The 20662-nt window shown below is 58.6% G+C and carries 17 protein-coding genes; 9 read left to right on the top strand and 8 right to left on the bottom strand.

Going from position 1 to position 20662, the window contains the following annotated elements; genetic code table 11:
• Window positions 1–57 precede the first annotated feature (57 nt).
• On the top strand, window positions 58–2064 hold the full coding sequence (locus tag PZA18_RS21170) for an FHA domain-containing protein (protein ID WP_284102879.1): 2007 nt from the start codon (window positions 58–60) through the stop codon (window positions 2062–2064).
• A gap of 37 nt (window positions 2065–2101) precedes the next feature.
• Here the strand turns inward: PZA18_RS21170 and tssG are convergent, their stop codons facing one another.
• The 8 genes from tssG to tssJ all read right to left on the bottom strand — a co-directional run bounded on the left by tssG (window position 2102) and on the right by tssJ (window position 13429).
• A complete protein-coding gene (gene tssG, locus PZA18_RS21165) occupies window positions 2102–3133 on the bottom strand; it encodes a type VI secretion system baseplate subunit TssG (RefSeq protein ID WP_284102878.1) in 1032 nt (343 codons plus the stop codon).
• A complete protein-coding gene (gene tssF, locus PZA18_RS21160) occupies window positions 3097–4968 on the bottom strand; it encodes a type VI secretion system baseplate subunit TssF (RefSeq protein ID WP_284102877.1) in 1872 nt (623 codons plus the stop codon). Before tssF ends, tssG begins: the two co-directional genes overlap by 37 nt.
• A gap of 22 nt (window positions 4969–4990) precedes the next feature.
• Window positions 4991–5491 carry a type VI secretion system baseplate subunit TssE gene (tssE, locus tag PZA18_RS21155; RefSeq protein ID WP_284102876.1) on the bottom strand — a complete coding sequence of 167 codons (501 nt, stop codon included), beginning with the start codon at window positions 5489–5491 and terminating at the stop codon, window positions 4991–4993.
• A gap of 11 nt (window positions 5492–5502) precedes the next feature.
• Entirely contained in the window at window positions 5503–6261 is a 759-nt protein-coding gene (tagF, locus tag PZA18_RS21150) for a type VI secretion system-associated protein TagF (protein ID WP_284102875.1), read from the bottom strand.
• 1 nt (window position 6262) lies between these two features.
• Window positions 6263–9898: a type VI secretion system membrane subunit TssM gene (gene tssM / locus PZA18_RS21145; RefSeq protein WP_284102874.1), complete on the bottom strand. Its 3636-nt coding sequence runs from the start codon at window positions 9896–9898 to the stop codon at window positions 6263–6265.
• Between the two features lie 26 nt (window positions 9899–9924).
• The gene (locus tag PZA18_RS21140) at window positions 9925–11196 is read right to left on the bottom strand and encodes a DotU family type VI secretion system protein (protein ID WP_284102873.1); all 1272 of its coding nucleotides are present in this window, start codon (window positions 11194–11196) and stop codon (window positions 9925–9927) included.
• A gap of 134 nt (window positions 11197–11330) precedes the next feature.
• Window positions 11331–12665 (bottom strand): type VI secretion system baseplate subunit TssK, encoded by a 1335-nt coding sequence (gene tssK, locus PZA18_RS21135; RefSeq protein ID WP_284102872.1) that lies wholly within the window; start codon window positions 12663–12665, stop codon window positions 11331–11333.
• A gap of 134 nt (window positions 12666–12799) precedes the next feature.
• Window positions 12800–13429 (bottom strand): type VI secretion system lipoprotein TssJ, encoded by a 630-nt coding sequence (tssJ, locus tag PZA18_RS21130; RefSeq protein ID WP_284102871.1) that lies wholly within the window; start codon window positions 13427–13429, stop codon window positions 12800–12802.
• A gap of 624 nt (window positions 13430–14053) precedes the next feature.
• On the opposite strand from tssJ, the gene tssA reads away from it, so the two are divergent.
• The 8 genes from tssA to PZA18_RS21090 all read left to right on the top strand — a co-directional run.
• Entirely contained in the window at window positions 14054–15085 is a 1032-nt protein-coding gene (tssA, locus tag PZA18_RS21125; RefSeq protein ID WP_284102870.1) for a type VI secretion system protein TssA, read from the top strand.
• A 105-nt stretch (window positions 15086–15190) separates the two neighbouring features.
• Entirely contained in the window at window positions 15191–15757 is a 567-nt protein-coding gene (tssB, locus tag PZA18_RS21120) for a type VI secretion system contractile sheath small subunit (RefSeq protein ID WP_284102869.1), read from the top strand.
• 26 nt (window positions 15758–15783) lie between these two features.
• Window positions 15784–17280 (top strand): type VI secretion system contractile sheath large subunit, encoded by a 1497-nt coding sequence (gene tssC, locus PZA18_RS21115; protein WP_284102868.1) that lies wholly within the window; start codon window positions 15784–15786, stop codon window positions 17278–17280.
• Between the two features lie 174 nt (window positions 17281–17454).
• Window positions 17455–17943, top strand: coding sequence for an Hcp family type VI secretion system effector (locus tag PZA18_RS21110; protein ID WP_284102867.1), 489 nt, complete (start codon window positions 17455–17457; stop codon window positions 17941–17943).
• Window positions 17944–18136: 193 nt separating this feature from the next.
• Window positions 18137–18931: a type VI secretion system accessory protein TagJ gene (locus PZA18_RS21105; protein ID WP_284102866.1), complete on the top strand. Its 795-nt coding sequence runs from the start codon at window positions 18137–18139 to the stop codon at window positions 18929–18931.
• 12 nt (window positions 18932–18943) lie between these two features.
• On the top strand, window positions 18944–19684 hold the full coding sequence (locus PZA18_RS21100; protein WP_284102865.1) for a hypothetical protein: 741 nt from the start codon (window positions 18944–18946) through the stop codon (window positions 19682–19684).
• Window positions 19681–20376 carry a hypothetical protein gene (locus tag PZA18_RS21095; RefSeq protein WP_284102864.1) on the top strand — a complete coding sequence of 232 codons (696 nt, stop codon included), beginning with the start codon at window positions 19681–19683 and terminating at the stop codon, window positions 20374–20376. The genes PZA18_RS21100 and PZA18_RS21095 overlap by 4 nt, the downstream gene beginning before the upstream one ends.
• 9 nt (window positions 20377–20385) lie before the next feature.
• Window positions 20386–20662 (top strand): contractile injection system protein, VgrG/Pvc8 family (locus tag PZA18_RS21090; RefSeq protein ID WP_284102863.1); only part of this gene is annotated, 277 nt, incomplete at its 3' end.

Genomic DNA, 20662 nt, shown 5'->3' with positions numbered 1-20662 from the left:
CGGGTTTGCTACAATTGCCCGGTTCAAGATTCAACCCTCTGCGCAGGAGCTCACTGCATGAAAATCTGGATTACCAGTATCGACGGTCGCACACCGGAAACCGGCATCGGTGCCTCATTCGATATGGAGGGCGGCACACTGGGTCGCGCCCCGGCCAACTCGCTATGCTTGCGCAACGACGCCAATCTTTCGCAGGTTCATGCATCCATCGAACTCATCAATGGTGAATGGCGCCTGAAAGATCTCGGCGATCTGTTGCCGGTATTCCTGAACGACCGACCACTGGGATACGGCAAATTTGCTGCGCTCAACCATCACGACGACATCCGCATCGGCATTTATCGCATGCAGGTCGATCTGGATACGAGCTCCAGCGCCATCCCGGCCTCACCGGTTCCGCAACCGACCCCCTATGCCGTCCTGTCATCCTCCACCGCCACCGCACCAGTCGGCATGATTCCGGATGACCTGGGCCTGCCGGGCGAGCCGGTCGCCACGCCAACACCGGAACCGATAGCTGCCAGCACACCGCTTGCGCAGATCCCGGACGAAGCTGCGTTATTCGGCGATCTATCCTCGCCCACCGCCCTGCCCGTTTCGCCGATTCCGGTAGATCCATTTGCCGATCTCGCACCCATTGCAACGGCACCGGCTGAGCTTCCCCCCACAGCGCCAATGGTCGGAAGTCCGGCCGCACCCCAGGTAAGCGCCGCCCCCAATGCCGCAACACCCTTACCGGCGGACGACCCCTTCGCGCTGTTTGCCCCGGCCGCGCCAACACCTGTTACGCCGCCTGCACCAGAAGTCAATCCTGCCCCGGCCAGCAGCGCCGTACCGGTTGATGATCCATTCGCCCTGTTCGGCAGCGATCCAGTGGTGGCGCCAAGCCCGGCCGCCGTTGCAAGCAGTCCTGCTGCGATCCCGGTCGATGACCCGTTTGCCTTGTTCAGCAACGGTTCGCCCACCACACCAGCACCAGCACCAGCACCAGCACCAGCACCAGCACCAGCACCAGCACCAGCACCAGCACCAGCAGCCATTATCGAGCCGGCGCCGATTACCAGCCCTAAACCGGCTTCACCGCTGTTTCCGGATGATGATCCCTTTGATGGCATTGTGGCCAACACCGGCAGCGGCCCGGCACCACAGCCGCATCCCGCCAATAATCTGATTCCGGGCAATCCGTTCGGCGCCACCATCGTTATGCAAGCCACGCCCAAACCGACCAGCGATCCCCTCGTGGTAGCGGCGGATGCCAGGGTTACGCCGGCCACCGCACCAGCCGACGACTGGCACAACCCGGCCAAGCCGACGCCAGCAGTGAATCCGGCCCCATTGATTGCGGAGCGCCAGCCGCCACAACCCGCAGCAGACCTGATACCCGACGATCCATTCGGCGCCACCATCGTGGTCAAGGCTACACCAGCCGCCGCGAAGCCAGTCGATGACCCACTTGGCTTGCTGGGTGCCAGCACTTCGCCATCACCACTCGTTGACGACTGGTTGAGCCCAGCACCAGCCACCACCCCCTCGTCGGCCCCGCCGCCTGCCGAACCGGCCCGGCCCGGCAGTCTGATGGTTAACGAAACCGATATGTTCGGTGCCACCAAACCCGGTCAGAAGCCAAACAAGACGGCATCCGAAGTGATTGCCAACCCGTTTGCCGCACCAGGCGCACAACCACTGGCAGCTTCCAACTATCTCGATCTCGGCCCCAAGCCGGGGACGGGTCTAGGTCGAGCCAACGAAAATCGCTCTGTCGATCTGGTTGACCCCATGCACCAGCAAAATAACCTGGACCCAACGCGCCACCGCAGTGAAAGCCTGGATCTCCTGTTCGGCCTGCAAGGCGGCTCGGGTGCCGATCCACTGGCGCCGGGCGGTGTGTTCGATGTTCACGCCCATACCACGGTTGCCGACCCTCTGGGTTTGGGCGATCCCTTAGGCTTGTCGCCGACCACTCCCCGGAACACCGATGCCAACTTCTCGATGCCGTTGGAGAACCCGCTCTCTGCCAGCATCCTGATGTCGCCCACCCCTAAAAAGGACGGCGACAAGTCGTAACCATCCATACCCGGCACCTGCTGGTGCCGGGTATGGATCAATCAACAGCCAGTTCCAGCGTCATCGCCATATCGGCAGGATCTTCCGGCCGATTGTAATGGCCAAGCCAGGTCGTCCAGCCCAATTGCCCCCCGCCGCGCCCCAGCTTCAGCGCCGGCACCTCAGGCTTGGCCAGCTTGAGGCGCACATCCCAACGGAACTCAAAACCCGCGTAATTGCGCAACCAGTCGAGCAGGCGCTGCAGGCTCGGGGATCCCGGCAGGAACTGTCGGTAGCGCGCAAGGCTCATCGGCCCAAGGGTAATCCCCACCGCATGCTGGCAATCCGGCACCCGGCTGCCGATCAAGGTCCCCTGCCCCAGCGCATTCTGCGGGCCGGGCCGACCCAGCATCGTGCGTTGATCGGGTGGGATCTCCATCCAATGAAACTTGAACTGCTCGATCTCCACTTCAACGCCCAGATCGTTTCGCAGAATCTGTTGCAGACAGTCGGCATTTCTGACATTGCGACTAAGCAAGCCCGCATAAAACAGCTTGGCCGGGTCATCAACCACATCCCGTTCGCGTAGCGAAGCCATGCCGTAGCCGGCCATTGCACCGACAAACCGCGAAAACCGGTCGTCATCCGGTCGATCTGCCGCGACCGTGGGTTGTGAGGTAGCCCAGGCCCGGTAGAACAACAGGGCCATCCGATGATGGAAAACGTCAGCAAAACCGGAAAAGCTCGAATCCCGATAATTATGTTGACGATCCCAGGCGTACTCAGACAAATGAATCGGCAATGCGCCATTCGGCCCGAACAAGCCGAACGAATGAATCGCCACCTTGGCCCGACCCGCCGCATCCACCTCAATGCTTTCGACCTCGCTCGGCGCGAACAGCAGGGATGGCGGCTGGTTGACCCTGACCGGCTCATCAACAGGACGATGGGCGTAACCAAGCCGTGGCTTGTCGGCATTCAGGCATTCCAGCAGACGCAGAAACTGGAAAAGCTGGTATTCGCGTGGGTGTTCCTGAGCGTACGCCAGCGTCTCTACACGATCTGGCGTGTGCCCGCTCTCGCTGACCATCGCTTTAATTCTCCGCGTGTTTGAGAAGTCAGGACTGTCTGACTGAAACTGTTAAGGCTGACATGCCGGGCAAAGAAGCGCTCCAGTACCATGCCCAGCAGAAAGGGGCTGGACCCGGCAAACGGTGTCTCATCGACCAGCACCTGCACTTCGATGCCGCGCCCGAATACGATCGGGCCGGGCATGGGCAGCCGGCGCGTTACCGGCTTGGCGCTGACCGAGCGTATTCCTTCGAGCTGCTTGGCATAAACAATGTCGCCGCGCTCGCTGTAGAGCGACAGCAACTCGCGCAAGGCTGCCGCTCCTTGCTGCGGGTCCAGATCGGTCAGGCTCAGATAGTTAAGCGACAAGTGGCTGATGAATCGCCAGGCAATCTCCCCTTCAGTAACCGCCGCCAATGGCCGACTCGGGCCGCGCAGACAGCGCACCGCATCAACCGGAGCCGTATCCAGCAAGGTAAAGTCGTGGTCGCCGCCGGTTGGCAGCATCAGGGGCAGATCGCGGTTGGTGGCCAACACTTCCCCCCCCAGCTGATCCAGATCTGCCCGGAACGGCGCCTGCTGGCGATCAACCAGCGATACAAACAATTCGCTACCGGCGTAACTGGCACGCGCACCGGTTCGGCGCTGGCGGTCGGATAGCAGCCGAGCCTCCCGCCGCACGGTGAAGTAGGCTTCGCCGCGTAACTCCGGCGGCGCGTCGTAAGAGGCGTAGAACGGCCGGAAAATCTGCTCATCATGCTGATTGGCGGTATAGCCTTCCAGCTGCAGCAGCTGGAACACCTCGAAATCCTGCGGCCGGCGACGGTCTACCACCACATGATGCTCGAATACGCCAGGCTGCAGATGGATACGGTCAATCCGCTTGCGGAACAGGTTGACGACTGGCGTGCAGAACAGTTTGAAGGCATCACCATCCACCAGCGAGGCCAAAGCATCATCGCCCTTGGTGAAGGGCAGGACGATCTCGATCTGATCACCCCCAACGCGCCGGATCTCGTCGGCAAGGCCTGCCAGACGGAAGAACAGGTAACGGTGCGGCATGGCGAAATATTCATGCAGCAACCGGTAACCCTGGAAGGAACGGTTGCCGTACGGCAACAACGCTTCGTTGTCCTCAAAGCCCACAGGCTGGACACAGCTGGCCGGCAAGACTCTGGCCCCTTCGCCCGGTCGGTTCGGATCACTGACCATCAGGCCAGCGGCATTACCCAGAATCAGTTCGTGCAGGCGGCTCGCCACATCCTCGGGCCCTGCCAGGAAAATTGGCAGGTCATCAATCTGCAGCTGGTCAAAGCGCAACGCCCCTCGTGTACGCAAGCGCAGGCGCAATAATCCCTTGATCGGTGTATTTCCCCAGCGTCCCGGCGGCAGATCTGCCGCGTAGGTCTGGTAACGCGCCGATTCCAGCTCAATGGGCCAGAGCTTGATTTCATGGGCAGACACAAATTCACAAGCCGTCTGCTCGCCATGCGTCAGCAGTCCCCGCATGCGCGAACCTCTTGGCACGGTATAACCATTGGCCAGATTGCTGGCGCCTTGCGAAGGCACCATCTGCGCAATCGCAACAGCGGGTGTCGGGTTACCGTAATGCGGGTAGATCATCTCCAGCAAATGCCGGGTGAACTGCGGAAACTCGGCTTCCAGCTTCAAATGCACACGGGCACTGAGAAAGCCAAAGCCTTCAAGCAGTCGCTCGACATAGGGGTCTTCGACCTCGACACCACCCAGCCCCAGGCGACGGGCAATTTTGGGATACTCGGCCGCAAACTCGACGCCCATCTCGCGGACATGGCGCAGTTCTTGGTTGTACAGCTCTAGGAATCGGGAGTTCATACAGGCTCGGAACGAGGGTTGCTCAGGCGTCCACGACGCGGAATTCCCCGCGTTCGAGGTCCAGCTGGGTTTTGAGCAGCAGCTCGATAGGATAGGGTTGCGCCCAGAGGACACCGCGAATTTCAAAGCCAATCAGGTTATGGCTTGAAAGCACATCGTACTCCAGCATGGTGACCACCAGACTTTCGGCCAGGATGCGCGGCTCGAAACACAGAATACTGTCGCGGATCGAACGCTCCAGCGAGCGGGGATCGAGCTGAGACAGATTGCGACCAGATAACGGCGGCAGGCCGTAATTCACGACGGAATGCGCCACTTCATCCAGCCCGACCAGATCGCGTTGCGACACGAGTTGCGTGGCATTCAACAACCAGCCCAGATCACGCAACACCGCTTTACGGTACTGAGATTTGGCAACAGTGCGGGATTCAGGAGCTTCTTCCACCTTGTCCGGCTCTTCATCCGTCAGACGATCCAGCAAGGTGGGCTGCAGGCGCTCTAGAGGAAAGACATCGATGCTCATGGTTTGAACCCTCAGTAACCCGCCATCACCGATTGGCTGGCCTCTGGCTCACCCGGTCGCAGCAGCAAGAACTGGGCAAACGCATGAGGGGGTGGCATCCCGTCGAAGCGTAGCAGGATGGGCATGGCGAATTCCGGGGCATCGGTCCACCACAAAGATTTGCCTTCGCTCATGCGGCCAAAGGTGGTACGCCCCATCGAAAGAAACAGATCCCCCAGCGAATGCGCCCCTTTCAACCCCATCTGGGTGATGGCATTTGGTCGTAAACGCCAGGCATCCGCCAGTTGCGACACGGTGTCATCTAGCTGGGCATCTTCCGGCAAGGCACGCGGTAAACCACAGCGTAGCAAGGCTTCGTCGATGTGATCGGGGCTTAGATTCTGCGACAACGCCTCCAGCGCCACCCGCTCCACCTGGGAAAACCAGCCCATCCCCTCAGCGCGGGCAAAGCGGGCGGTCCAGGGCGGGCTGATGGGGGCGCAGATGGTAAACGGGTAGTAGCGACCTACACCGTCCACGCTGGGCATCATGACGCCGATGTAAGCAGCATTGCCGCAAACACCGGGCGTCAGCAGAAACCGCCAGACTCTGGCAGTCAGGTAACGATCCAGCCAGGCTTGGCCCAACTTCTCTTTGCTGACCAGCAGCGATGCGCGCAACCAGCCATCCCAGGCGGTTACAAACGCAGGGTCGAGCCGGCGTGAGGCAAAATCGGCCAGCGCCGGAATTTTGCCGTACCAACCCGCCACGGGTAGATCATTACCGCTCATATCACAACCTCGACGGGCACTGGAATTGGGCAAGCTCGGACAGGCGGAACGGATTCTGCACGCTGCCGGAGGTCACTTCATACTGCGCCTTCTTACCGTTGATATCGAAGATCACCCGGAACTTCTCAGGTTGGTTGGTCGAAACGATCTGTGCTTTGTCCAGTGCGCGGAACAGCGCCCAGGCCCCTTCAAACACCATGCCTCCCGCTTCGGCACCACCTTGCCCGACAAACTGGACTCGCACCTGACCACTCCCCTTGGGGCCTGGCCAGCTGATTGTGGTTGGTACCTGAGGACCGTGCGCATACTTGATGACCTGACCATCAATATCAATCACCGACTGGATCAGGCTTGCATCCATCTCAACCGGCTTGAAATCAAGCTTGAGCGTTGGGGTACGCGCACCGCCCTGGAAGAACACATCGCGAATCACCGCCGCGCGCTGGAACTGGATCAGCGCACCCGACGCATTCCCCATGGAACCCTCGCCTACCTGACGGAACTGCCAAGGCTTCTTGCCGGTGTCGACATACTGCGCAAGATTTTTCTGGAAGAACTCGTCAAGCACGCCCCCGGTGGCAAACAGGCGGGCAAAGTCATCCTGACGCACGTCGCTGCTGGCATGGCGGTTGAACGGATAGCGACCGCCAACAGCCTTCGAACAGAAGTCGGCGACTGCAGAACTCATGCTGGATGAAAGATTGTCGCGGGTCACACCCAAGGCCTGACTTACCCCGGCGGTAGACAGCGACTGCATGACTGAACGCATAGGCTCGGGCATGCGTGCCGACTCGGCCTTGAGGCGGGTTGGCAAATCGCTCTGCGGCGCCGGCACGCCAGATTTCACCGCGGTGTCGGTCGCAGTCAGGTAGGTATAGAACTCGTTGAGCAAACCCAGAGAGGCATCAAGCGGTGCTGGCTGGCCTGCCTGCGGACTACGCACCAGACGACGCAGACCTTCAAACCGATCATCCACGATGCGCTCCAGACGATAGGAAGCCGTATCTGCCGGCGTCAGCTGGTCACCCTGACCAATCATTCGCTTCAACGCTTCCTTCTTCTGATTAAGGGTGTCGCTGGCCTTATCGACCACGGTTTTGTCCGCCTCGGCAATCTGTGTCAGCGATGTTTCCTTAACGATGCCGCGCAACAAGGCAGCCAGTGGCGAGTCAGGCGCCGACAGAACGCGCGCAGCATTGACGCTCTGCTGCAGATTGCCGAACTGCACGAGCTTGATATCGCCAACATACTTCTCCCAGGTATTGGCGTACTCCTCAAGGTACAGCTTGCGCACGTCTTCGTTCAGCTTCTTGAGTGCGGCCGGATCAAACTCCGTTGGCACGGTCGTTCCGGCAGGCACGCTGGCGGGGGCCTGCTGCTTGACGCCAAGCACCCAGCTCTGCTCTTCCGCCATCTCACGGGCCACGCCGTTGATTTCCTTCATGAAGTGCTGGTAGTACCCACGCAGCGAATAGAAGCCGGATACACCCTTACTCAATGGCTCACCGCTGGTTCGGGTCAAGACCACCATGGCTTGCGGGCCGGCGATTTCGGTTGCCTTGAAGTCAGGCACCTCGCGGGCGATTCCCATGCGCTTGAGGCGGCCATAGACGCGCTCCGCCAGGGTCCGCCGCAGCAGAGCTTCCCGCGCTTCGGCAACCAGCTTTTCATCCAGCGGCACCGGGCTGGTCACAGACTTGTTGGCCAGCAACGCATCCAGATGCAGTGCCAGTTCGGCCCGCTGCTGGCTGGTGACATCACGCGACAGTCGCGCTTCCCAATCCACCAGTACCCAGGTCTTGAACGCCGTTGCGTCAAAGTGATCGGCATCATGAATCATCAAATATGCCTTCAAGGCTTCGTAACGCAGTTCCGGATCATCTCCGGCGTTACGCAGGGCCTCTTCCAGGCGGAAGGCGATGCGGGGCAGCAGTGCTTCGTGCAGCAAGCGCTTGTAGGCGTTGTCAGCGGCCGAATGCAATTTGTCGCCCTGATACAAACCCAGACGCATGCTGTATGGAGCTTTGTCCTGTTTGACTTCCTGTGTGGACGCAACGTCACGGACCACCTCCAGCGCCGGCAGCAGATCGGAGAGTTGCTCGGCCCGTGTGGTAACCACGCCATCCACCTTCTTGCGCGCGGCCGGCAGTTGCTTCTCGACATCCAGCAGATAGCCATCATTTCGCAGATAGCTGACCGTCCAGCCTGCCAATGCGCCGACCGAAACCAAGGCAAAAGCAGCATAACCGCCACCCATGATCAGGTTGCGACGGCGTAGCCAGCGTCGATTGGTGCCCGCCAGTTGCGATTCGGCAAAAATCACGTCTGTCAGCAGGCGGGAAATAAAGTAGCTGCGGCCGCTGGCCTTTCGCTGAACCGGCGCAGGACGATCCAGCGCCAAGGGCCGGGCAAACTGGCCAAATAACGGATCAACCTGTGCACCATCCTGCGTGCCGCTGGTGAAGTAGACACCTCGCAGCATGACGGGCTGCTCATATGGGCTGGGTGCGAACACCAAACGCAGAAACTCCGTCAACGGGCCGCCCATTTCGGCAAAATTCTGCGGGAAGCTATACAGGCGCGAACGGCGTTCGGCATCTCGCTCCTTCTCCAGCAGATCAAGCACCCGTTGATTGAGACGATCAAGCAGCGAATCAAACTCCACCGGGAACACGGTATGCATGCCAACCGGCTCTGCACCTTCCTTGGCGAGCGGGAAGGACACTCCCCAGACCTGTGCCCGCTCTTCTGCGGTCATCTCGTCAAAAAACTCGGCAAAACCAGACAGTACGTCTGATTTGGTGACCAGCAGATAAATCGGGAAGCTGATCTTCAGCTCTTTGTGCAGTTCCTGAATCCGGTTGCGCAAGGCATTGGCTTGGAGGTCCAGCTCGGTAGTGGTGGCGTGGATCAGGTCGGTAGCGCTGATGGTCACCATCACGCCATTGATGGGCTGACGCGGGCGGTTTTTGGCCAATAGCTGCAGAAAACTCGCCCACTCTTTCGAATCAGCCTGCTTGTCGCTGGCCTGGGTGGAGTAGCGACCTGCGGTGTCGAGCAGAACCGCATTATCGGTAAACAGCCAGTTGCAGTTACGGGTGCCACCAACCCCTTGCACACTTTCCGAGCCAAAGCGCTCTGCCAGCGGAAAGTGCAAGCCGGAGTTGACCAGGGCCGTGGTTTTGCCAGTGCCGGGCGCGCCAACAATCACATACCAAGGCAGTTCATATAAATAGCGGCTGCTATCAAGCCCCGCCATGGCGCCACGCCAACCTTTTCCCGCAGATTTGCTGCGCGCAAGCTTGAGCACTTGCAAGGCTTCGGAAAAACGTTGCTGTAGCTGGGTATGTTCGGTGGCAGCGGCCGTCCCCGGTTCAACCGTCTGAGCAGGCGCCAGCATGCCAGCTTCGAGCGACTTGCTGGCACGACGGGCACGCCAGAATTCCAGCGTCACCGTAAACAGGTAGGCGAAGACCACGCCGAATATCAGCGCCAGCCTGATCCATGCAGGCCCGAGTGGCCGGTATTCAGCTATCGCCACCAGTGGCCCAATGAACCAGACCAGCAGTGCAAAGCACAGGAAACCAAGTGCAGCAAGCACCCAGCGGTTGAAAATCAGTCCTAGAATCGATCTCATTGCTTATCCTGGGTATTGCTCACGCATTACTTGGTAACGAACACGGTAATTTCGACCCGACGATTGCGCGCCTTGTTGGCTGGCGTGTCATTGGGTGCAACCGGTTCCATATCGGAACGACCATCAATCTCGATGCGGTTGGCAGCGACGCGCACCGCCAGAATATCCTTCACCGCCTCGGCCCGCGCCTTGGACAGATGCCAGTTCGACGGGTACCACAGTGAACGTACCGGCACGTTGTCGGTATGGCCGGTGATCAACACCTTGCCGGGCACCTTGTTCAGTTCGTCACCAATCCGGTTCAGCAACGGCAGGTAGCGATCATTCAGCTGGGCACTGCCGGACTCAAACAGGCCATCACCCCGGATGGTCACGACTGAGCGGTTCTCGCTATCCATGACGGAAACCAGGCCCTCGCGCACTTCTTTCTCGAACAGACCAACCAGACGCGGCTTGGCAGCCGGCTTTTCCACCACCACCACCGGCGCCTTGGCCCGCAGGTTCTGAATGGCCACGAACACCGGGTCTGACTGGGCATTGAGTCGCAGCACAAACGCCATGTAAATCGCCATCAAGACCGCGCAACCAACGGCCACCACCACCCACAGCGGGACTGCCGCGAACTTGCGAACCGTCTCGGTGACGACGCCTTTCCAGTTTGGCGAGAGGTCACGCTCTGCGGCGCCTCGTTGCTTGCGCAGCAACTCCAACAGGCGCCGACGCAGTAGTTCGAGCTGCGCGCCACCGCCATCGACAACACGGTAACGGCCCTCAAAGCCCAGGCACAGGCAGGAGTACATCAGTTCCAGAACATCAAGATTACCGGCGGGGTTCTCGGCCAGCTTGGACAGGAGCTGGAAGAACTTCTCGCCCCCCCAGGTCTCGTTGTGAAACATCACCAACAGGCTATGGCGCGACCAGATGCCGGACCCCCCCCAAGGGGTACTGGCCACCACCTCATCCAGAAAGGTACACAGCACATACCGGGCCGCGATCACGTTCTCATGACGAATGCCATCTGCGCGCGCCACGTCTTCGAACTCGCGGATTCGGTCAGCAAGGTAGTCACGCAGGGCGGAGGGGTCGGGATGATGCTGACTCTGGCGCAGGTGACCCACCATATACAGCACGGGATTGGCGCATTTGAGCAGCGGGTTCATGCCCACGCGGCGGCCGCTGCCCCGGTAATTGTGCTCGCCGCCCAGATCCTGCAGCGTATTGCCCGGTTGCTGGCCACCTGAATTCGAGGAGCCACTTCCCCCTGGCGAGGGTTTGATCAGATTGAAGTCGATATCCATGTTGGCAGTTACCTAGATGCCGCCGCATTCAAGCGGCCATTGTTCGGGTAGGGCTCAACCTGTCGGAAAGGCCTGCTGCGGGGATACCTGACGATGCACCGTCAAGTTTGGTGACAGCAGGCATCAACGGGCATTTAACTCTTGATTGCCCACAATTCGAGCTGCAGGCCTGGGAAATCACCGGCAACATGCAAGGCCAAGCCACCGGATCTCTCCAGCTGCCCCCATAGTTCGTGGTTACGATCCAGCTCGAAGTAGTGGAAGCCGGCGTGGTAAGGCACCTGCCTTGGCGCGACCGGCAAAGACCGCAGCGCAATGCCGGGCAGCTGCAGATTGACGAGATCGCGGATCTTCTCGATCGGACCAACTTTCATCTGGGCCGGCAAGCGCAAACGCAAGGCTTCGGCAGGAATCTGCGCGCTGGCAGCCAGCACAAAGCCGCTCTGACGCAGCAGTTCCATATCCGGCACGATGGCCACCCGAACGCCATACTTGCGATCCTGCAGCTCGATTGCCACAGCGCTCTGATCGAACACCATCGACAAGGAGCGACGCAGATCGTCCATCAGCAAGTGGTAGTGGGTTGCCAGATCGTCATGATCATATTTGCCGAACTGCAAAGGCAGGCGATCTTCATGACTGAAGGTGGCGAGATCACCCGCGAGTTGCAAACCGTGGCGATACAAGGCTTCGGGGTGCAAGCCGGGTGCATCCGCCAAATGCGAAAACACGGGCTCGTAGCGATTGATGGTGCCTAACAGCAGGTATTCGGCAATTTCTGCCACGCTGCCACGGCCAGGGTTTGCGATGCGGGCCGCCAACGCGCGACCACGCTGCCGCAACAAGCCGACGATTTCGCGCGCATATCCATCCAGCATCGGCACGGCACGGCAACTGAGCGCGGGCGGAATATAGTCTGTATCCAGCACCACCACGCCATCGGCCCGGCGTTCTCTGATCTTGGCAACGCCAATCGTGGTATAGGCCCCGGTCACATCACGTTCGAGCATAAGCCGGGCGTTGATCCGCCCAACCAGCATGGAGGCCGGCAAGGCCGCCGTGCCGGTGATGTCGGCCACCTCAATGTCTAGGGCCTGATGCCGAGCCAAGGTCGGCCGGCTGGAAGGAACAACCTGCTGTTCATTCTGCCCGTCTACTGGCAAGGGCAAAGCCAGCACCACCAGTTCATCCGAGACATCGGAAGGAATGTCGAGCGGTGTTGGAATGGCGTCAATATCAGGCGCAACAAACGGGGTACCGTCTTTGAACACGCCCTCTGCCGTCAGCAATGCGAGCTTGCCCAGCTTGAGAGACGCCGCATCAATTTCCAGCTTGAGATAGCCCCAACCCCAGTTTCCCAATGCCGCGCAACGGTTGTTAACATACTGCTCGTAGTAGCGCTCCTGCTGCTGGAAGTGGTGTGGCTGCAGGAACAGCCCTTCCGTCCAAACAACTTTGTTTTTATTCACTTTGAATAAAACACCATATCAATGAGTTGATGAAGTCGCCTGCCCGCCAAACGGCGTGAAAAAACCAGGCGGGGCTTGTTCTAGCAAAGCCCGCTCAAGCTACTACTGTGCATCACAAACACAATCTCAATGCCTCAGAAGCGGTTGATCAGCTTCTTGGCTTGGCCTTTCGCCTCTTCCTGAGCACGATCAGCCGCTGATTTCTTGGCATCCTCAACGACCTCGCCAGCCTTTTGCTGAACCTTGCTGGACACATCGTCGGCAGCATCACCGATCTTCAGTGACACTTTGCGTCCTTCCACCGACACCAGAATCGGCAATTTCACCTCACGCGACAACAGCGAGCTGCGATGTCCGTCAGTAATCTCGGCAAAGCTGCGCCACTGTGACTTTTCCAGATCGCGAAAAGCCGCCAGCACACCAATGGCGCGGGCGCGGTCATCCAGCTTGCGCTCAATTTTTTTTGTCTCGCCGGGCACCAGGATGTACTCCTCCGTAGAGATGTACTCCTCACCAAGCGTCTGCTTATCCCGCTCGTATAAAGAGAAGAAGTCGGCACTCTTGAATGCAGAAGTACCGGTCAGTTGATAAACCCGGACAGCAATCGGCGACGACCGGCCGTTCACGTCAGGATTCACATTGGAATTTGCCGCCAGCGCGGTATTGAGCGTAACAGGCTTGCTGGCACAACCAGCAAGTACGGCGATCATGGCCAGACCGGCCAACCTGGCAAGGGCAGAAGGGCGGCGAAAAATGGCACGCATGACTTGATTTGACTCCTGTGATTCAGCCATCTTGCCACGCAAGATATTACGTGCTGATGACCCAAATAAAAGTGATGATTTAAATTGAGATAGATGATTTTGTCGAACAATTTCTTCAGATAGCACTATCATTATATGCCTGCAATGCCTCTTCCATAGCCCGAAATCGTCCGACAATTCCCCCGAGAACCACTTCGAACTCACCGGTTGCCGGGGTATAACTAATGCGCTTTTTATTGCTATTGTCATAGGCTATGAGTATCGGACTACTCAGCCGCTTCTCTACTTCCTGCACACTGACCCTGGCACCACGTATTTCCACGCACTCCCCCGGAATCATTACCCTATACGGCTTTCAACCCGGCCACAATACACCATCCCTTGGGATCCCTGCATCAGACCAGGCACTTCCGGCAGCATTGACAAGCGCACCAGACAGCCCGCTTCATGCCAACAGCTTGGAATCATACACGGGGCAAACAAGCCCTCACAAGAACTGCTACATTAGTATATTCTAATGCGATGAACGACTTTGCCGAACAATAATATCAACATAATTATGACTGTTGATTGGGCCTAAGAATTCATCTAGCATCGCGCCTCATGACAATGGGACCATCAAACATGGAATTCAGTGCAAGCAATCCTGAAATCGAACGCCTGTTAAGCCCTGTGGATGCTGCCTCTCCCAGCGGCCCCAACCTTGAATATGAACCAGACTTCATGGAGTTGGAACAGCTTGCCGCCGAGCAGCCTGAGCAACAGTTTGGCGATGTGGTTGTTAAAGCATCCGAGCCGGACTGGCGCAAGGTCCGCGATTTGTCGGTCAATCTGCTGGAGCGCAGCAAGGATCTGCGGGTCGCCATGCTGTATGTGCGCTCGGCGTGTCGGCTTGATGGTCTTTCGGGATTCGTTGACGGTCTGGAATTGACAACCGGGCTACTCTGCCGCTTTTGGGACAGTGTCCACCCTGAGATTGAAGAAGGGGATGACGTCACTATGCGTCTGTCCTCTCTGGCGGCCCTGACCAGCACCTCAGCCGTTGTAGGCGATTTGCGTAAAGCTGCGCTGGTGCGTTCCCGCGCAATTGGCGAAGCCAGGGTAAGGGATGTTGAAGTCATGCTGGGACGCCTGCCGGCCTCGGATGACGAGCCAGGTATGGATGGTTCGACCCTGACCCGCCTGTTTGCCGAAGAACTCGACGCGACCAAAGCGGCTGCCGAAAAAGTCCGCCGTGCTTTTGAATGCTGCCGGCAAATTGAATCATTCCTTGCAGACCAGTCCGCCTATGGCCTTGAGCTTGCGCCACTCGTAGACACTTTGCGCGCCCTGCGCAAGGTTCTGGATGACGCCACCGGCGGCCAGGCTGAAACCGGAGCCGCTGTAGATGCTGATGAGGGCGGATTGCCAACTGCCGGGGTGGTCGCTACCAAGCCCGCCGTCAGCGCACCCGGCACCATCGCAAGCCGTGAAGATGTCATACGGACTCTGGATCTGATTTGCCGCTACATTGAGACGAATGAGCCGAGCAATCCGGCGCCGCTGCTGCTGCGGCGTGCGCAGAAGCTGATGTCGATGAACTTCGTCGAAATCATCAAGGAGCTGACGCCGGATAGCATCTCTCAGATCGAATCACTGGCTGGATTGAACCGCTAAGTGGTTTTGAAATTTGTTTGGCATGGTTTTGGTAATTTAAATTAGTGCATTCCAGTCAATCCACAAAAGTGGTTATTTAATCAATACCTTAGAACAGGAACCGAAATGGCGAAAAGTATCGTCAAACGCGACAGCGGCCAAAAATTCGTAGCACGCAACCGGGCTCCTCGGGTGCAGATTGAGTACGACGTAGAAGTTTACGGCTCCGACCGCAAGATCCAGCTTCCCTTTGTCATGGGCGTTCTGTCCGATCTTTCCGGCAAGCCGGCAGAGCCACTGCCCGCCCTGGCAGACCGGAAGTTCCTCGAAGTGGATATCGACAACTTTGATGCCCGCATGAAGTCGATCAAGCCTCGGGTAGCCTTCTCGGTTGATAACGTCCTGACCAATGACGGGACCAACCTGAACGTTGATATCACGTTCAACAGCATGGATGACTTCACGCCGGGCGCAGTGGCCCGTCAGGTCGAGCCTTTGCGTGAACTGCTGGAAGCCCGCCAGCAACTGTCCAACCTGCTGACCTATATGGATGGCAAAACCGGCGCGGAGAACCTGATCAATAAAGTTCTTAACGACCCCAGTCTGCTATCCACGCTTGGATCCCAGCCCAATCAGGCCACTTCGTCCGCCCCGGTTGCTGACAAGGCATCGGACAAACCTGCTGACGAATGATCGACTGACTGATTGGAGGAGCGCATATGAGCACACAATTATTTAATCAGACACAGGGCGCGGCATTAGAAAACGACAGTGAGCTGTCACAGCTGCTGCAGAAGGAATTCCGCCCCAAGTCGGACGAAGCCAAAAGCGCTGTCGAGCAAGCAGTTCGTACTCTGGCAGCCCAGGCACTGGAAAAGACCAAGCTGATCGGCAACGATGCCATCAAGACCATCGAAGCCATCATCGCCGAGCTGGATCGCAAACTCTCAGCCCAGATCAACCTGATTCTGCATCATCCCGAATTCCAGCAACTGGAGTCGGCATGGCGTGGTCTGCACTATCTCGTCACCAATACCGAAACGGACGAGATGTTGAAGATCAAGGTCATGAACGTTTCAAAGACCGAGCTGCATCGCAATCTGCGCCGGTTCAAGGGCATTGCCTGGGATCAAAGCCCTTTTTTCAAGCGCGTCTATGAAGAAGAATACGGCCAGTTTGGTGGCGAGCCCTTTGGCTGTCTGGTCGGCGACTACTACTTCGACCATAGCCCGATGGATGTTGAACTGCTGCGCGAAATCGCCAAAACCGCCGCAGCCTCGCATTGTCCGTTCCTGGCCGCGTCCTCGCCCTCGGTCATGCAGATGGAAAGCTGGCAGGAGCTGGCCAACCCGCGCGATCTGACCAAGATCTTCCAGACTCCGGAATACGCTGCCTGGCGGTCGTTGCGAGATTCCGAGGACTCGCGTTATGTCGGCTTGGCCATGCCTCGTTTCCTGGCGCGCCTGCCGTATGGTGCCGAGACCAACCCTGTTGATGAGTTTGCCTTCGAGGAAGACACCGCAGGCGCCGCCCACGAGCGCTACTCATGGGCCAACTCGGCGTACGCCATGGCCGTCAACATCAACCGTTCGTTCAAGTACTACGGCTGGTGTACCCGCATTCGTGGCGTGGAATCAGGCGGTATCGTCGAGAACCTGCCCTGCCATACCTTCCCGTCCGATGACGGTGGCGTTGATCTGAAGTGCCCGACGGAAATCGCCATTTCCGATCGTCGCGAGGCAGAGCTGGCCAAAAATGGTTTCATGCCGCTGCTGCATCGCAAGAATTCCGATGTGGCCGCGTTCATTGGCGCCCAGTCTTTGCAGAAGCCCGCCGAATACTACGATCCGGACGCCACGGCAAACGCTCAGCTGGCAGCACGCCTGCCTTATCTGTTTGCTGTCTGTCGCTTTGCTCACTACCTGAAGTGCATCGTGCGCGACAAGATCGGCTCGTTCAAAGAGCGGGACGACATGCAGCGCTGGCTGAACGACTGGATTCTCAATTACGTCGATGGTGATCCTGCCAACTCGTCCGAGTCAGTCAAGGCTGAGCGCCCGCTGGCATCCGCCGAGGTAGTGGTAGAAGAAATCGCCGACAACCCTGGCTATTACAGCGCCAAGTTCTTCTTGCGCCCGCATTATCAGCTGGAGGGCCTGACAGTTTCGCTGCGCTTGGTCTCCAAGCTGCCTTCACTCAAGGAATCCGGTTCGTAAGAACCCTTCCAGCCCAGCTTGTGCGTGCCGGCGCTCCGGCTCGCCAGGAAGCACCAGGTCCGTGCCGCCAGACGAAAGTCAAGCGCATGGCTGCGCGGTCACCTGGACGCTTAGTTGTTTTTATGTAGTCAGTAACACCCGAAATCTCTCAAACACCGAAAGGAGAGCGCAGCAATGGCAAGTGATATCTTTCTGAAGATCGAAGGCGTACAAGGCGAATCGATCGACGCAGCACACAGCAACGAAATTGAAGTGCTGTCTTTCAACTGGGGTATGGCTCAAGGTTCCTCGATGCACACCGGTACAGGTGGTGGTTCGGGCAAGATCAGCGTTGAAGACGTTACCTTTACCCACTTCATCGACAAGTCCTCGCCAATCCTGATTCAGCACTGCTTCTCGGGCAAGCACCTGCCCAAGGCCGAGCTGACCGTTCGCAAGGCCGGTAACACCCCTCTCGACTACTTCAAGGTCATCATGACCGACGTTATGGTTACCTCCGTGACTGCCGGCGGCAGCAACGCAGACGGCCAGCGTGTAGTGGAGACCGTTGGTCTGTCGTTCTCGAAGGTTGAGATCGAATACCAACCACAGGGCAAAGACGGCGCCGCTCAAGGTGGCAAGGTCAAGTCCGGTTGGGACATCAAGGCCAACAAGCAGGTTTAATGTTTGCGATGGCTTTGCCTTGGCAAAGTCATCGGCTTCTGCCTGTTCTGGGTTCAATCTGGGGTGGTTCGCCACCCCAGATTGAACACTGCGGACACCGTTGTTAGCCTGCTGCGCAGGCATCGCTGCAAACCAGATTATTTCTCAGCTTGCTAACCACGTTGCCTTCTACCTCATTGCCTAGAGATCACTCATGACAGACCAAGCCCTTGCCCTGCTGAAAGAAGGCCGCCCCGATGACGCCTTGGCGGCACTGACCAGCCGCATCCGTCAGGCGCCTGATGATGCCCCCGCCAGGGTTTTCATGTTTCAGCTGTTAGCCGTACTCGGGCAATGGCAGCGTGCTACTGCCCAGCTGGATGCAGCCGCCGAACTCGATCCGGCATGCTTGGCACTGGCAGCGATCTATCGCGACGCCATTCGCTGCGAGACAGATCGTGCCGCGGTATTCGCCGGTCAGCACCCCCCTGCCCTGTGGGGCGAGCCGCTACCCTGGCTGCAGCAACTGGTCCAATCAATCCATGACCTGGCCCATCACAAGGCAGACAGCGCTGCCGCGCTGCGCGAAACGGCGTTTGAGACTGCGCCAGCGGTCGCCGGCGAAATCGACGGCGTGCCTTTCGAATGGATTGCCGATGCCGACAGCCGGTTGGGGCCTGTGCTCGAAGTCTTCATGAATAACCGCTACCACTGGGTCGCCTTCGAACAGCTCAAGTCGGTAAAAATTGAAGCGCCTGTTGATCTGCGCGATGTTCTGTGGCTGCCTGCTGTATTGCAATTTGCCAACGGCATCGAATCCGGTGCCTTGCTCCCCGCCCGTTATCCTGGCTCCGAGCTGGCAGATGACCGTCGTCTGGCACTCTGCCGCAAGACCGACTGGCAACCAGCCCCCCACGATCTCTGGCTGGGACTTGGGCAAAAGCTCCTGGCTACTGACAGCACCGAACTCGCCTTGCTGGATGTGCGGGAAATCCGCCTGAATGTATAAGCACAACCGATCATGGCAAATCAACGCACCCCCGGCCCCGTAGGCTTGTCGCCCGATACAGCCGCTTCCGCGCCGACCATACAGACCACCTCCCGTGCCGCACACACCGATCCGGGAGCCAAGCCCGATCAGGCCACACAGCCCATGCCGGACTTCGATGCCGATACCGTGCTGCTGGCTGCGGTGGCCTATGGCGAAGCATCGGTTGAATCTCCGATTGAAGAACTGACGGCGATTGCCCAGGTGCTGGTCCGTCGCGCCAAGGCAACCGGACATACCAAGATCAAAGCTTATCTGGAGGCAGACCCGACCTTTGCCTACGCGGCCGTAGATGGCAACGCCCGCTTCAAGCTGTTGTCGAAGGCCAAACCCGAAACCCGTTGGGCCGATCCCGGCATGCGTCGTGCCCTGCAGGGTGCGCGGAATGCCATTGAGAACATCGGCACCGACTACTCGAACGGGGCTTATTTCTGGGATGGTAAAGATCTCAAGTCCAATTACACCAATCACCCCAAGGTGAAAGCCGGCATCAAGTTTGACCAACCCGAGCACAATATTTTCGATGTCAAGGAAAGCGCCAAAGCAGGGATTACCTACTGGCAAGTACCCGACAAGCACGGAAAGCTCGTCAATGGCCGTGAGCGAGGCCGTTACGACACCGTCTATATTTCGACTGCTGCCTGGGGACAGACCGTCTTCTGGAAGCACCCGGACGATTATCTGAAAGCAGTTTCAGGGAAAGCCTGGAAATGACCTCACGCTGGCTGCTGTTGCCGATATTTTGCTTGCAGGGCTCCAGCAGTCTGCTGGCCGCTGACAGCGCCACCCGTTTTGACTCCTACGACGCCTTTTACCGGTCGCAGAGCGCCAAAGCCTTACCTCTATCCAATATTTCTGGCCGCTTCGAACCCCAGTTTGTCGAAGCCAAACCCGATAAGCCTGTTGGTTTTCGCTGGGTGAATGAGTCCTCCAGTCAAGCATTGGATGCCCGCTGGAGCGAGACCGAGGGTTGGCGCGTTGCAGGCCGCAAGCTGCCCATACAAACCCTGAATCTACCCGGAAAGCTCGCGCAGCGCCCTGGCGAACTGGATCTTGAAACAGCGGGCATATACCGCTGGGACAACGGCCAGCTTTGTCTGGAAGCCAATTTGGTCGGGCTAGGCAATACCGGAAAATTTCAGCGCCTGCGCAGCATTGTGCTGTTTGATCGTCGGGCCGGCCGGGCATGGCAGTACACGGGTTGGTTCGCCGCGTGCAGCGCCATCCGCTACGAGCCTGATCGAGCAGTCCTGCTTACCGTTTCGCCAGGCAAGCAAGACGATCAGTTTGTTGCCAGTGAACTGGTACTTCGCAATGGCCGTGGAGTCACCCAGCCAGGTGGCTGGCAGCTGCAAGCCATCAGCGGCGATAACCCCTACGTATTCAGTATTCAACGTTTACCCTGAGATATTTGCATGCGCCCCCTCCGCCTCCACACCCCGCTGGGCGATGACGCCCTCTTGTTCCGCAGCATGACCCTGCGCGATGCGCTCTCCACCGTGTTCGAGGCCGAGATCGAAGTCCTGTCGAAGAAACCCGACATCAACTTCGAAGCGCTGCTCGGCCATCCGGTCTCGCTCGACATCGAACTGCAGGATGGCAGCGAACGCCAGATCTGCGGCCACGTCACCCGCTTCGCCCAGATCGGCCGTGAAGGCGACTACCACCGCTACCATGCCTCCGTCCGGCCCT

The sequence above is a fragment of the Parachitinimonas caeni genome, from assembly GCF_030129945.1.
In the GTDB taxonomy this organism is placed as follows: Bacteria; Pseudomonadota; Gammaproteobacteria; order Burkholderiales; family Chitinimonadaceae; genus Parachitinimonas; species Parachitinimonas caeni.
The sequence above is the reverse complement of the archived record's forward strand: the minus strand, read 5'-3'. Positions and strand labels throughout refer to the sequence as shown.